A 13,269-nucleotide genomic window follows, 5' to 3' on the forward strand; every position below is an offset into this window, starting at 1 on the left:
CGCCTCGAGATGTTTGACGCCGGCGTATCATCACCGATCGTGCCTTACGGAGCGGACCAGACCCTGTTCGTGGTGGTTGATCGCCGTGACGAGGCGACCGAAATCCGCATCGAGCGCAGCGATCTCGACACCACGATCGGCGAGCTCGTCGCCGGCTGCTTCAATGACCCGATCAAGGTGATCTCGTTCAACACGCTCGAGCACTGGATGAAGGATATCTCGTGCGACGTCGCCGGCGAGATCCGCGCACGCTGCGACATCTATGGAATAGAGCTCCCCGATTATCTCAGCGACTTCATCGAAAGCCATTCCCAAAGCGCGATGAAATGAAGCTCACTTGCCGAAAAGGACGGAGGTGCGCTCCCTCCCTGCTTGCGGGAATGACTATCGCATTTGGGAGTTTTTCTCTGCGGCCATCCTTCGAGACGCCCGCTTTGGGCGGGCTCCTCAGGATGAGGGCGGAGTGCGCGGCAGCAGTTTCAACGAGCACTGATGCTGATTAGCCTCATCCTGAGGAGGCGCGTCAGCGCCGTCTCGAAGGACGAGGCGTGCGCGCAGGCCGCCGCCACAAGTCATATCCGATAGCCCTGCGCTTGCGGGAGAGGGAGTGCACCTCCCTTGTAGCAATCGAACCTGATCGCATCGTGCTTCAGTTGCGGCGGCGTTTGCCGGCGATGACCTCGATCTCGCGGCGGCGTTCGCCCGCGAAGGTCAGCAGCTTTTCGATCGTCAGCGTATCCGTGATCCGTTTGGCGAGCCGCTCGGCACGCGCAGCCTGATCTTCGAGATGCTGGATCGTGTTCAAGCGTCGCCTCCCCCAAAGCCCCGAATTGTGCGGACAGCCATGGTGCTTGAGAAGCCGCTAACAGCCGGTTAAGCGCGCCCGCACGGTCGCGACGCGTGGCGCCCTATTGCACGACTTCAAGCCTGACATTGGTAATGCCCTTGTCGACCATGCCGAGCGCCTCGGCGGCCGACGGCGAGATGTCGACCACGCGTCCGCGCACGAAGGGCCCGCGATCGTTGACCCTGACCGTAACGAAACGGCCGGAGGAGGTCTCGGTAACGCGCAGCTTGGTGCCGAACGGCAGGGTGGGATGCGCCGCGGTCAATTCGTTCCTGTCGAACTTCTCGCCGCTCGCGGTCTGCGTATCCGAATAGAAGCTGGCGATGCCGTGCGAAGCGGTTTGCTTTGCGTCGCGGGCGGGGACGCGCGCCCGGCTGATCGGGCGTGGATGCAGCGCCGCCACCCGGTGCGGGCGCTCGACCGCGGCTTGCCGGGTCGTTCCGGCGAGATCGGCTTTCTGACGGCCGACCGGCGATTGCGAGCAGGCAGCGAGCGATGCGGCGCCCAAGACCGCGAGCAATAACCGGCTCGAGCTCGCCAGCGACATCCGGGCAGTTTCGGCACTTGCAATGCGAGACATGATGCGCCCTCCGAACAACCCCAAGTTTCGGTGGGCAATGAGGGCAGAACCTTGTCGGAACAAAAGCGGCTCTGGGGCCGCCTTCGTTTCGCGCCAGCTGTGGCGATTCCACCACAGTGACCTGTTCAGAATCGGGACAGATCAGCGAAGGATCAGCCCGATACGCCCCGCGAGCCGCGTTTTCGGCGCGGCCCGATTTCTAGTACTTCGGCTCGTACATCTGCGACTGGACCAGGGCCTTCACGTCGTTGGGCGCGGGTCCGTCGGCGAGCGCGCGTTGATAGGCCACATCCGCAACCGCCGCCGCGATGCGCACGGAGACCTCGCGGATACGCGGCAGTGCCGGATAGAGGCTGCCCTGAGCGAGGTCCTCCTTGCCGACGCAATCGGCGAGCGCGTGGGCCGCCGCCATGAACATCTCGTCGGTCACGAGGCGCGAGCGGCTGGCGATGACGCCGAGGCCGACGCCCGGGAAGATGTAGGAATTGTTGCCCTGGCGCGGCACGAAGCTGCGGCCGTTGAGCTTGACCGGATCATACGGACTGCCGCAGGCGAACAGCGCGCGTCCCTCCGTGTAGCGATAGGCATCCTCCGCCGAGCACTCGGCTTTCGAGGTGGGGTTGGAGAGCGCGAACACGATCGGCTGCTCGTTGAGCTCGGCCATCGCCTTGAGCACGTCGGGCGTGAAGGCGCCGCCGACCGCGGCGACGCCGATGATCGCCGTCGGCTTCAGCGTCTTGATGGCGGTGAGGAAGTCGGCGATCGGCGCCTGACCGGCATGGGCATAGCGGAGCTTATGGCCAGAAAGGCCTTCACGGCCGCTGACGACGAGACCGCGGGAATCCACCAGCCAGTTGCGGCGAAGCGCGTCCGCCTCGGACGCGCCTTCCGCCATCATGGCGGAGACCACGAGGTCGGCGATGCCGGTCGCCGCCTCGCCCGCGCCGAGGAACAGGATCTTCTGATCCTTCAGCTTGCCGCCGGAGATGCGCAGAGCCGAGAACAGGCCGGCGAGCGCCACCGCCGCGGTGCCCTGGATGTCGTCGTTGAAGACGCAGGCCTCGTCGCGATATTTGTGCAGCAGCTTGAACGCCGAATGATTGGCGAAGTCCTCGAACTGGATCAGCACGCCCGGGAACGTCTTGCGCGCGGCTTGCATGAACTCGTCGACGAAGCTGTCATAGGCCTCGCCCGTCAGCCGCCGCTCGCGCAGGCCGAGATAATAGGGATCGTTCAACAGCTCTTCGTTGTTGGTGCCGACATCGAGCACGATCGGCAAGCACGCTTCCGGATGCACGCCGGCGCAGGCCGAATAGAGCGATAGCTTGCCGACCGGGATGCCCATTCCGTTGGCACCGAGATCGCCAAGTCCCAAAATGCGCTCGCCGTCGGTGACGACGATCAGCCTGGCCTGGTAGGGCCAGTTCTTCAGGATCTCCGCGATCTGGCCGCGGTCGCGCGAGGAGATGAACATGCCACGCGGCCGCTGGAAGATCAGGCCGTATTTCTGGCAGGCAAGCCCGACCGTCGGGGTGTAGATGATCGGCTGGATCTCGTCGATATTGTCGACGACGACGCGGAAGAACAGCGCCTCGTTGCGGTCATGCAGCGCGTTCAGGGCAACGTATTTTTCCAGGTCCGTCGGCAGCGTGCGCAGATTGGTGAGCACGCGCTGAGCCTGGGTCTCCATCGTCAGCACGCAGGGCGGCAACAGGCCGCGCAAGCCGAGTGCGGCGCGCTCTGCTTCCGTGAAGGCCGTGCCCTTGTTGAGCAGGGGGTCGCGCAGCAGCGTCATGCCGTGCGCGGTGTCGGATGATGTCGAATGGGCGCTGACCCGAGCAGGTCTATTCACGATTCCCCCAAGGAGTTTCTTATTGAACCACGACCATTGTCGGCCAGCGTTCAGTCGAGATCAAGGAGACTCCGGCCGCGATCGTGATCTCGCACCGCAGCAGATTTTGCAAACGCCTGGCACTTGCGCGCGAAAAGGTTTAACGCGCCAACCGGGGCGCGCGTTGGCGGACCCGCAAATAAAGGCAGGCCGGAATTTGGGACTGCTTATCCCGCCGCCCGCCGGGGCGTCAGATTGGCAGCGCTGTCCGCCGGCGGCGCGATGTGCATCAGGATGGTCTGCACCGGCGATGCGACCTCGATCCCGTTCTGCTGGAAGCGCAGCTTCATGCGGCGGTTGAATTCGCGCTGGACCGGCCAGCGGCCGGCCTCGGTGCAGCGGATCTGCCCGACGATCGACACCATCGCGCCATCGACCTTGTCGACGCCCCACAGCTCGAGGTCGCCGCGGATGAGCGCGCGGAAGTCCGCTTCACGGCGCATCTCATCGACGATGTCCTTGAGGATCTGGCCGGCGCGGTCGGTGTCTTCCTTGTAGGCGACGTTGACGCTGACCGAAGCGTTGCCGGCGCCGCGGCTGGCATTGGTGATGGTCGTGACTGCGCTGAACGGCACGATGTGCACGGCGCCGTCGCCCGCGCGCAGACGGATGGTGCGGATCGAGACGTTCTCGACGACGCCCGACAACCCCGACACGCTGACGCTGTCGCCGACCTGCACCGTATTCTCCAGCAGCAGGAACAGGCCGGTGATGAGATCCTGCACCAGCTTCTGCGAGCCGAAGCCGATCGCAATGCCGACGATGCCGGCGCCGGCCAGCAGCGGCGCGACATTGACGCCGATCTCGCTCAACGCCGTGAGGCCGACGATTGTCGCGATCAGGCAGAGCAGCGCGGTGCGCAGCATCGGCTGGAAGGTGCGCAACCGCGCGGCACGGGCATAGTGCCCGTCCCGCGACAGCGTATTGATCTGGCGGTCCAGCAGCGCATTGCTGGCTTCCCAGATCGCCGCAGCGATCAACACGGCAAGGCCGATGGTCACCACGGCCGAGATCAGCCGGCTGCCGATCTGGCCGCCATAGAACCAGACGATCGCGTCCACGCCCCAGACCTCGAGCACCGCCACGAAACCGATGAAGGCGATCACGCTGGATACGATCCTGCGGAGCAGCGGCAGATAGCGGTTGGCACGGATCTCGAGGCCAGGAAAGCGCTGGAGGATCTCCGGCCGGATGCGGAAGCCGCGGTCGATCAGGCTCAGCGTCAGCATGATGACGATACGCGTGACCAGCGCCACCGCGATGGTGCCGACGAAATATTGCAGCAGCAGCGAATAGCCGTTGCGGATGTTGAGTGCCCACACCGCCCAGAGCGCGAGGTCGAGCGCGATGGCAAGATAGTGCCAGCCGCCGGCGATGCGGTTGCGCAAACGAGCCGCAATGCCCTGCCGCTCCGCCGGGGCGCGGATGGCATCGGCGACTTGGCGGCGGCATTGCAGGATGATGACGGCGATGAAGAGGTGCACGACCAGCATCACCATGCGCAGCAGCGCGGCGTAGCCGGCGCGGTGCAGGCCGAGCAGCAGCGCCACATTGGCAAAGGCGATGCCGGAGACGCCGACGCCGACGATGCGGCGCGCCCAGATCTCGATATAGGCGGCGGTCTCCGCGCGCACCGGAAACAAGCCGAACGGCCCCGCCAGCGCCCGGACCAGGCAGATGAGCCCGCGCGAGAACGCATAGGCGTTGACGACGGCGAGGATCACGAGGCGGACGGTTGTCGGTTCTCCGATCTCCGTCCCGAGCAGCGCGGTGGCGACGCCGACGAAGACGAGCACGGGAAGCAGCTCGAGCACGAAACGCCCGAGCACGAAGGGCAGGCGCAGCATGATCTGCCAGACCCGCGCAAGGCTGTGGCGTCGCTCCTGCATTTCAGGTGCCGGCGTAACGTCGACGACTGACGGTGGCGGATCGGCAAGCGGCAGCGCGGGTGCCGGCAGGCGCGCGGTTTGCGGCATGCGCCCCTCCAGGAACGCGACCGGCCGGCGGATCAGGCGGAAGATCACCCATTCGGCCGAGAGCGCGCAGCCGAGCACCAGCGCCAGCTTCCAGGCGATCTCGATCAGAAGATTGTAAGCCGCGGGATCGTTCGCGGTGCGCACGATCCAGTAGTAGAACGCCGGAAAATGCGTGAGCGTCCGCGCGATGCCGGCGATCTCACGCGAGATTTCGCCGATCTCCTCCGAGACCGTCAGCATGAGCTGCGCACCGAGGCCGTCGGCCGAAAGCGGGATCGGCGAATTCGGCTGCGGCGCGGCCTGTTGCGGACCAGACGCGTTGGCGATTGCACGGAGCGTATCGATCATCTGCGCGCGCTTCTTGTCGTCCTGAAGCGTGTCCAACGCACGCTTCGCCTCGTCAGGCGATAGCGCCGCGGCACCGTTCGCGGCCGGCGCATCGGCGCGGGCGCAGGAGAGAGAAGAGATCGCAAGGAAAAGAGCGGCGAGAAGCGCCGGGACAAGCTTTTGCGACACGCAGATTCCCTGGAAAAGTGAATGTGCTCGCAGGTAGCGTGGCCGCCACCGCCGAAGCACATCCGTCATGTCGGATCGGCGCTATTCGCCCCCGCCTGTGTCGGAAGTTGGCCTTTGGGACGACATTCTCTTGGCATTTGCCGCAGCGCAGGATCGGGAGCTGACGTCCCGTCAGCGCGCGCAAAGATCGTTTGCGGATCAACCAGCAGGATTGAGACGAGCGGGGTGTCAAAAAAATTGGTGCGGCGGCCTTCACGGCCATCCGACACGATCAAAATACAGCGCCGGGAAGGTAGGGGCTTTGCCTCACTGATGCAGCCCGCTAAACCTTGTCCCGGCGTGCCGTTCGCGGTTTCCGCCGCTATGCGATAGTCCGAACGAGCTCCATCGCAATTAACGCGGCTGGATTTGCGGAGGTGGTGTCATAGACCTCCCCTTGCTCATGAGGTGGACGTTGCGCGTCGCTTGTTTGCGACCATGGGCATGGTCCCCCTGCGACACAAAACTGTCAAGCGGGATCAATGATCTGACGATCACATTTGACGATCCGAGTTCCGCTGTGCAAATCGCTTCCGCGCGAGGTGAGGGATTTCCGAAGACGGCCGGCATGGTGACATCATGCACCTGTTTTGCCCGACGATGCAAACGAATTTCGTGAAATCCGCATCGCGAATGATGAGAGCCGATAAGCCATCGATTCCACTACGCCCGGCTACTGTGCATGGGGTTGTTTTCACACTTTTGCTCGATGGCCACCCGGCCATTTAGAGAAACATCTCCGCGAGGTCGACCGTCGAGGCCTTTCCGATCTGGTCGAAGTTTCGCGCCAGCCACTTGCGCGCCGCCGCGCGGCCCTCATCGCGCAGGCGGCACAACAGGCTCCATTCGGGGTGGAACTGCGTAGCCGTGCCGAGCTGCGACATCAGCGCGTCGTTGCCGATCCAATGCATGTACATGCGGCTATGCTTGTTGCTGTCGAGCTCGCCGTCGTCGATCAGCCGGGTGGCGAAAGCGATCGCGCGCATCTCGCGCATCAAGGACGAATTGAAGCTGATCTCGTTGATGCGGTGGAGGACGTCCGCGGCACTGGCCGGCAGCTCGTCGCGCCGGATCGCCGTCACCTGCACGATGACGACGTCGTGACTGCCCTTGCGGTAGATCAACGGATAGATCGCGGGATTGCCGAGATAGCCGCCGTCCCAGTAATGCTCGCCATCGATCTCGACGGCCTGGAAATAGGGCGGCAGGCAGGCCGAGGCGAGCACGGTGTCCGCCGTGAGCAGCGGGCTCTGGAACACCTTGATCTTGCCGGTGCGGACGTTGGTGGCGTTGAGAAACAGCTGCGGCGCCTCGGGCGAGGAATTGAGCCGGTCAAAATCGATCACGCGCTGCAGCAGCGCGCGGAGCGGATTGAACTGAAAGGGATTGAGCAGGTTCGGCGGCAGCGTGTGCGTCAGCGTGTGGATGAAGGCGTGGACCGGATGATATTCCGGCGGCAGCTTCAGGGCCTGGATCCACTGGTTCAGCAGCGACATCAGATCGTACGCCATGTCCATGCGCGACACTTCGTACCAGAATGCGTGCAGGCTCTCCCGCGCGGCCTCCGCGCCTCCGTGCGCCATGCCCGAGGCCATCGCCACCGCATTCATCGCGCCGGCACTGGTCGCGCTGATCGCCTCGATCGCGAGCCTGCCGTCCTCGAGCACCTGGTCGAGCACGCCCCAGACGAAGGCGCCGTGCGCGCCGCCGCCCTGGAGCGCGAAGTTGACGTTCTTGCAGTTCGTGGTCCCGCCGGCTGTCACTTTGCTTGCCTCTTGCCTCCCGTGCCTTCTTTCTCCAGCGCCTTGCGCACCTGCTTGAACTCCTCCAGCGAGGCCTTGTCGGCACGGGGGAAGCGCAGGTCGAGCTTTTCCAGCTCGGCATTGATCACCGAGCCGATCACGACGCGGGCGAACCATTTGTGGTCGGCGGGCACGACATACCAGGGCGCATGGGACGTCGCCGTGTGCCGGACGATGTCCTGGTAGACCGCCTGGTAGCGCGGCCACAGCGCACGCTCCCTGATGTCGTCCATGGAGAACTTCCACTGCTTGGCCGGATCGTCCAGCCGCGCGAGGAAGCGCTCGCGCTGCTCTTCCTTGGACAGGTTGCGGAAGAACTTCAGCACCACGGTGCCGTTACGGCAGAGATAGCGCTCGAAGGCGGAGATGTCCTCGAACCGCTCCTTCCAGATGTTCTTGGTGACGAGCTTCGGCGGCAGCTTCTGCTTGGCGAGAATCTCGGGGTGTACGCGCGTCACCAGGCATTCCTCGTAGTGCGAGCGGTTGAAGATGCCGATATGGCCGCGCTCGGGCAGCGCGACCGCATGACGCCAGAGGAAGTCGTGGTCGAGCTCCTTGCTGCTCGGCGCCTTGAAGGCCGTGACCTCGCAGCCCTGCGGATTGATGCCCTCGAAGATCGCCTTGATCGCAGAATCCTTGCCGCCGGCGTCCATCGCCTGGAATACGATCAGGAGCGACCAGCGGTCCTGCGCGTAGAGCTTCTCCTGAAACGCGATCAGCCGCTTCTTGTTGGCATCGAGGATCGCCTGCGCCTTCTCCTTGTCGAGATCGCCCTTCTCGTCGGTCTTGTGGTCCTTGAGGTGAAACTTGCCCGAGCCATCGTAGCGAAACGGCGTGATGTAGCGGTCAAGCTCCTGGGCGAGCGACTGGGACGGCTTTTTGCTCATGAGCGCGGGGCACCTTGCGTTGCAACTTCAATCGGTCGAGCAAGCTACCAAGAATGCCCTTGGGAAGGAATATGATGAAAAGCACGAGCAGCACGCCGTAGACGAGATTATCCCAGCCAACCGCCTTGGTGCCGAAACCGATGCGCAGCGTTTCCGCCAGCAGGATGGTGATGATGGCGCCCACGGTCGGACCTAGCGAGACGAACAGCCCGCCGACGATCGCGGCGAACACCATCTGCAGCGAGACTGCGATGCCGCTGACCGTGTCGGGCGTGATGAACATCTGGTACTGGCAGTAGATCGCGCCCGCCAGAGCCGTCATCAACGCGCTGAGCAGCGTGATCTTCAGCTTCTCGGCGGTGACGTCGACACCGGCCGCGGCCGCAGCATCCTCGTCCTCCGAGATCGCCTCCAGCGCATAACGCGCCATGCTGCGGTCGACCCAGTGCCAGACCACGATGCCGAACAGCCAGACCGCAAGCGCGATCAAGTACCAGGTGGTCTTGTCGTCGAATTGCAGCGCCAGCAGCCTGTTGCCGGACGCGCGGTTCGGGGTGTAGCCGAGCGAGCCGCCGGTATAGTCGCGCGTCGCGGTGATGACCTGGAGCACGATGCCTGACAGCGCCAGCGTCACCAGCACGAAATAATGCCCGGTGATACGAAAGCGAAAGCAGGGATAGCCGACGATCATCGCCAGCGCGCCGGCCGCCGCCATGCTGATGGGAATGCCGATCCAGGGCGACAACCCTGCGTGATTCCACAACAGCGCCGTAACGTAAGCGCCGATCCCCATGAAGCCGCCATGGCCGAGCGAGACGAGGCCGAACCTCCCCATCATCGACCAGGACGTATAGGCGAACGACCAGATCAGGATCAGCACCAGGATGTGCAGATGATAGGGATCGCGATAGACGAAGGGCAGCGCGACCAGCGCCGCCAGCCCCACGCCCCATGCAGCAAGCCGCCCCTGCCCCATCATCGGCGCCTCGCAAGCAGGCCCGCGGGCCGGATGAACATCATGACGATGAAGAACGCGAAGGCGAGCACATAGCCCCATTCGAGGTCGGAGAACAGGCCCCCGAGCGAGATGATCTCGGCGAACACGAAGGCGGCGATGAACCCGCCGATGAAATTGCCGAGGCCGCCGAGCACGCAGATCAGGAAGGTGATCGGCCCGAAGGACAGACCGACGAAGGGATGCACGTCGTATTGCAGCACCAGGAGGCAGGCGGCGAGGCCGGCGAGCGCGCCGCCGAGCGCCGACGTGATCAAGTAGATCCGCTTGGTGTCGACGCCCATCAGCGCCATGATCTGTCGGTCCTGCGAGATGGCGCGGATCGCGGTGCCGGTGAAGGTGCGGGTCATGAACAGATAGACCGCAACCATGCCGACCAGCGCGGCGACGAACGAGAGCAGCCGTGCGTAGCTGAAATTCATGTCGCCGAAGGCGAGCACCGGCAAGCGGATGCCGAGATTGCGGAAGTCGATGCCGAAAGCCACGGTGGCAAAGCTCTGCAGCACGAACAGCACCCCGCCGGTCGCGAGCAGCTGGTTGATCGGAGGCGCCGTCAGCAGCGGCGCGATGACCAAGTAGTGCAGCGCCGCGCCAAGCACGGCGACCAGCAGGATGGTGAGCGGGGCAGCGACGAAATAGCTGACGCCGTAATACTGCACCATGAAATACATGCCGTACATGCCGATCATGACGAGCTCGGCGTAGCAGATCCAGGTCACGTCGATGACGCCGAAGATCAGGTTGAGCCCCAGCGCAAGCAGCGCCAGCACGCCGCCGAGCAGGATGCCGTTGATGACGGCCTCCAGCAGGTAGATGTCGAATACGTCCAGGAACGCCTGCATGCCCATCACACCCCGAGATAAGCTTCCTTGACCGTGTCGCTCGCCAGCATCTCGGCCGAGGTGCCGGAGGCGCGGATCGTGCCCGCCTCGATCAGATAGGCGCGGTCGACCACCTTCAGCACCTGCTGCACGTTCTGCTCGACGATCAGCACCGTCAGCCCGCTGGCACGGATCCGCTTCACCAACTCGAACACCTGCTGCACCACCACCGGCGCGAGCCCCGCCGAGGGTTCGTCGAGCAGCAACAGTTTCGGATTGGACATCATCGCGCGGCCGATGGCGCACATCTGCTGCTCGCCGCCGGACATGGTTCCGGCCATCTGGTGACGGCGTTCCTTCAGGCGGGGGAACAGGTCGAACACCACCTCCAGCCGCTCGGCGTAGTGGTCCCGCGCCTCCTTCATGAAGGCGCCCATCTTGAGATTGTCGTCGACCGTGAGCTGCGGAAACAGCCGCCGGTTCTCCGGCACATGCGCAATGCCGAGGCTGACGATCTTGTGCGACGGCGTCGCGACGAGGTCGACGCCCTCCATCCTGATCGATCCGCGCGAGGGACGGATCAGGCCGGAGATGACGCGCATCAGGGTGGTCTTGCCGGCGCCGTTGGGGCCGATGACGCCAACGGCTTCGCCGGCCTTCACGTCGAGGTTGACGTCGAACAGCGCCTGGAAGGTGCCATAGCCGGCATTGAGGCCGCGAAGCTCCAGCATCACCTAGCCCCCTGCGCGGCGGCGCGCTTCGGCGGCCGCGGCCTGCGTGGTCTCGGCGTCGGTGCCGAGATAGACCTCGATGACGCGCGGATCGCCCGCGACCGCGCTCGGCAGGCCTTCCGAGATCTTCTCGCCGTGATCGAGCACCATGACGCGGTCGACCACGCGCATCAGGACGCCCATGATGTGCTCGACCCAGATGATGGTGATGCCGAGCTCGTCGCGGATGTTGCGCAGCATGTCCGCAGCCTGGTCCATCTCGGCCTCGTCGAGACCGCCGAGGCTCTCGTCGGCGAGCAATAGCTTTGGCGCGGTGGCGAGCGCCTTCGCCAGCTCCAGCTTCTTCAGCCCCGCTGCGCCAAGCCCATCGACACTAGCATGGCGATCGGTCGGCAGGCCGACCATCGCCAGCGACCGCTCGGCCGCCTCCTCCGCCTTGGCGCGGCTGTGGCGGCCCTGGCCGTAGAAGCCGGCAAGCGCGACGTTCTCGAAAATGCTGAGGCGGCGGAACGGCCGCGGGATCTGAAAGGTTCGCCCGATGCCGCTGTTGATGATCCGGTGCGGCGCAAGGCCCGCAATCTCGTGCCCGGCGAACAGGATCGATCCGGAGGTCGGCGCCAGCGTGCCGGACAGCATGTTGAAGATCGTGCTCTTGCCCGAGCCGTTGGGACCGATCAGGCCGAGGATCTCGCCCTGATCGACCCGGAACGAGACGTTGTTCACGGCGGTGAAGCCGCCAAACCGCTTCACCAATCCGCTGACTTCCAACACCGCAGAACCCCGCTATTGGTTGCTGTAGGTGGTGCCCTTGGGCAGCGGCAGCACGGCCTCGCGCTGCGCCTGGCTCTTGGGCCACACCACATAGGACTTGTCGTCGACGTATTGGATCACGACCGGGAACGAGCGCTCGTTCTGGCCGGCCATTGGCGAGCCCTCGCCGTGGAATTTGACGCCGAAGCCGAGCATGGTGCCGCCTTCGGGTATGTCGGTGTCCAGTGCTGCCTTGCGCAGGGAATCGGGATCTACGCCGCCATATTTCTTGATCGCTCGCGGCAGCACGTCGTTCAGGAACAAATAGGTGTTGGACGCAGCCATGCCGACATGGGCCGAACGGATGGCGACACCCGGCTTGCGCTTGTCGAACTCCTCGCCGACCGCCTTGATGATCGGCGGCAGCTTCGGATCCATGCTCTTCTGGTTGGCGAGCCAGATCGAGATCGGATCGGTGTTGAAGACATAGTTTACGTCGGCGCCCAGGCCTTCCTTCAGCTTCTCATAGACCCCGTAGCCGGCGCCATGTCCTACCAATGCGCCGAACTTCAGCCCTTGTTCGCGGGCTTGCCGGAGCAACAGGGTGATGTCGGGATTATAGCCGGTATGGAACACCACATCCGGCTTGGCCCGCTTCAGCTTGGTGACCAGCGCAGACAGATCCGGGGCCGTCGCCGAATAGCCCTCTCTGAGCACGATGTTGAAGCCGGCCTTCTTGGCACCGGCCTCGTTGCCTTTGGCAACGTCGACGCCGTAGGCGCCGTCCTCGTGGATGATGGCGACCCGCAGGTCCTTCGGGTCCTTGCCCAGCTTTTCCTTCGCGTTCTGCGCGATGAAGTCCATCGTCATCATGCCGAACTGGTCGCCGGAGGCCTGCGGGCGAAAGACGTATTTGTAGTTCTTGTTCTCCAGCACTGCCGACGAAATGCAGGTCGTGATCCACATGAACTTCTTCAGCTGCTCGACCCGCGCTGCCACTGGCACGCATTGCGCCGAGGAGAAGAAGCCGAGCAGCATGTCGACCTTTTCCTGCTCAATCAAACGGATCGCTTCATTGATGGCGATATCCGGCTTGCTCTGAGCATCGGCATAGATCGCCTCGATCTTGTAGCCTTCGACGTCTTTCGCGCTGTACTGATCCAGCATGATCCTTGCGCCGGTATATTGCAGCTCCGAACCGCCGCCGGCGAGAGGGCCGGTCAGGTCGTAGATGACGCCGATCTTGAGCTTTTTCTCTTGAGCCTTGTCTTGGGCCGCGGCAGACACCGCCAAGCCCGTCGCTGATATCGCGACCAACAGCCCACGTACCAAGCGGGCAGCCATGCGCAGGCGCATCAAAACCTCCCTGGACGATTTGTGCATTGCATTCTTGGTGCAATTCTTCGGCCCATCA

12 protein-coding genes are annotated in these 13,269 nt (G+C 64.1%); 1 reads left to right on the forward strand and 11 read right to left on the reverse strand.

All coding sequences use genetic code 11. The features are described from left to right. Positions 1 to 9: 9 nt before the first annotated feature. Complete coding sequence (locus I6F33_RS14600; RefSeq protein ID WP_036006679.1) at positions 10 to 330, forward strand: hypothetical protein; 321 nt, start codon at positions 10 to 12, stop codon at positions 328 to 330. Positions 331 to 649: 319 nt separating this feature from the next. Here the strand turns inward: I6F33_RS14600 and I6F33_RS14605 are convergent, their stop codons facing one another. The 11 genes from I6F33_RS14605 to I6F33_RS14655 all read right to left on the reverse strand — a co-directional run bounded on the left by I6F33_RS14605 (position 650) and on the right by I6F33_RS14655 (position 13,211). Further along, positions 650 to 805 carry a hypothetical protein gene (locus I6F33_RS14605; RefSeq protein WP_167361678.1) on the reverse strand — a complete coding sequence of 52 codons (156 nt, stop codon included), beginning with the start codon at positions 803 to 805 and terminating at the stop codon, positions 650 to 652. 103 nt (positions 806 to 908) lie between these two features. Continuing rightward, positions 909 to 1,427 carry a septal ring lytic transglycosylase RlpA family protein gene (locus I6F33_RS14610; RefSeq protein WP_036025042.1) on the reverse strand — a complete coding sequence of 173 codons (519 nt, stop codon included), beginning with the start codon at positions 1,425 to 1,427 and terminating at the stop codon, positions 909 to 911. Between the two features lie 199 nt (positions 1,428 to 1,626). Further along, positions 1,627 to 3,279: an NAD-dependent malic enzyme gene (locus I6F33_RS14615; protein WP_074448138.1), complete on the reverse strand. Its 1,653-nt coding sequence runs from the start codon at positions 3,277 to 3,279 to the stop codon at positions 1,627 to 1,629. A 206-nt stretch (positions 3,280 to 3,485) separates the two neighbouring features. Beyond that, complete coding sequence (locus tag I6F33_RS14620; protein ID WP_225143040.1) at positions 3,486 to 5,810, reverse strand: mechanosensitive ion channel domain-containing protein; 2,325 nt, start codon at positions 5,808 to 5,810, stop codon at positions 3,486 to 3,488. Positions 5,811 to 6,574: 764 nt separating this feature from the next. Beyond that, complete coding sequence (locus I6F33_RS14625) at positions 6,575 to 7,612, reverse strand: patatin-like phospholipase family protein (protein ID WP_225143042.1); 1,038 nt, start codon at positions 7,610 to 7,612, stop codon at positions 6,575 to 6,577. Beyond that, positions 7,609 to 8,538, reverse strand: a complete 930-nt coding sequence (locus tag I6F33_RS14630) for a polyphosphate kinase 2 family protein (RefSeq protein ID WP_225143044.1) — start codon at positions 8,536 to 8,538, stop codon at positions 7,609 to 7,611. The genes I6F33_RS14625 and I6F33_RS14630 overlap by 4 nt, the downstream gene beginning before the upstream one ends. After that, positions 8,498 to 9,517: a branched-chain amino acid ABC transporter permease gene (locus I6F33_RS14635; RefSeq protein WP_036006667.1), complete on the reverse strand. Its 1,020-nt coding sequence runs from the start codon at positions 9,515 to 9,517 to the stop codon at positions 8,498 to 8,500. The genes I6F33_RS14630 and I6F33_RS14635 overlap by 41 nt, the downstream gene beginning before the upstream one ends. Further along, on the reverse strand, positions 9,514 to 10,395 hold the full coding sequence (locus tag I6F33_RS14640) for a branched-chain amino acid ABC transporter permease (protein WP_036006719.1): 882 nt from the start codon (positions 10,393 to 10,395) through the stop codon (positions 9,514 to 9,516). The genes I6F33_RS14635 and I6F33_RS14640 overlap by 4 nt, the downstream gene beginning before the upstream one ends. A gap of 5 nt (positions 10,396 to 10,400) precedes the next feature. Beyond that, the gene (locus tag I6F33_RS14645) at positions 10,401 to 11,105 is read right to left on the reverse strand and encodes an ABC transporter ATP-binding protein (RefSeq protein WP_036025019.1); all 705 of its coding nucleotides are present in this window, start codon (positions 11,103 to 11,105) and stop codon (positions 10,401 to 10,403) included. A 3-nt stretch (positions 11,106 to 11,108) separates the two neighbouring features. Beyond that, a complete protein-coding gene (locus I6F33_RS14650) occupies positions 11,109 to 11,876 on the reverse strand; it encodes an ABC transporter ATP-binding protein (RefSeq protein WP_036037489.1) in 768 nt (255 codons plus the stop codon). Positions 11,877 to 11,888: 12 nt separating this feature from the next. Beyond that, positions 11,889 to 13,211 carry an ABC transporter substrate-binding protein gene (locus I6F33_RS14655; protein ID WP_036006653.1) on the reverse strand — a complete coding sequence of 441 codons (1,323 nt, stop codon included), beginning with the start codon at positions 13,209 to 13,211 and terminating at the stop codon, positions 11,889 to 11,891. Positions 13,212 to 13,269 lie beyond the last annotated feature (58 nt).

It is taken from the genome of Bradyrhizobium sp. BRP20 (assembly GCF_020194215.1).
Lineage (GTDB): Bacteria > Pseudomonadota > Alphaproteobacteria > Rhizobiales > Xanthobacteraceae > Bradyrhizobium > Bradyrhizobium yuanmingense.

Coding starts and splice junctions, on each gene's coding strand:
- I6F33_RS14600 (WP_036006679.1), top strand. CDS start 10: ATGTTTGACGCCGGCGTATCATCACCGATCGTGCCTTACGGAGCGGAC.
- I6F33_RS14610 (WP_036025042.1), bottom strand. CDS start 1,427: ATGTCTCGCATTGCAAGTGCCGAAACTGCCCGGATGTCGCTGGCGAGC.
- I6F33_RS14630 (WP_225143044.1), bottom strand. CDS start 8,538: ATGAGCAAAAAGCCGTCCCAGTCGCTCGCCCAGGAGCTTGACCGCTAC.
- I6F33_RS14635 (WP_036006667.1), bottom strand. CDS start 9,517: ATGATGGGGCAGGGGCGGCTTGCTGCATGGGGCGTGGGGCTGGCGGCG.
- I6F33_RS14640 (WP_036006719.1), bottom strand. CDS start 10,395: ATGCAGGCGTTCCTGGACGTATTCGACATCTACCTGCTGGAGGCCGTC.
- I6F33_RS14645 (WP_036025019.1), bottom strand. CDS start 11,105: ATGCTGGAGCTTCGCGGCCTCAATGCCGGCTATGGCACCTTCCAGGCG.
- I6F33_RS14655 (WP_036006653.1), bottom strand. CDS start 13,211: ATGCGCCTGCGCATGGCTGCCCGCTTGGTACGTGGGCTGTTGGTCGCG.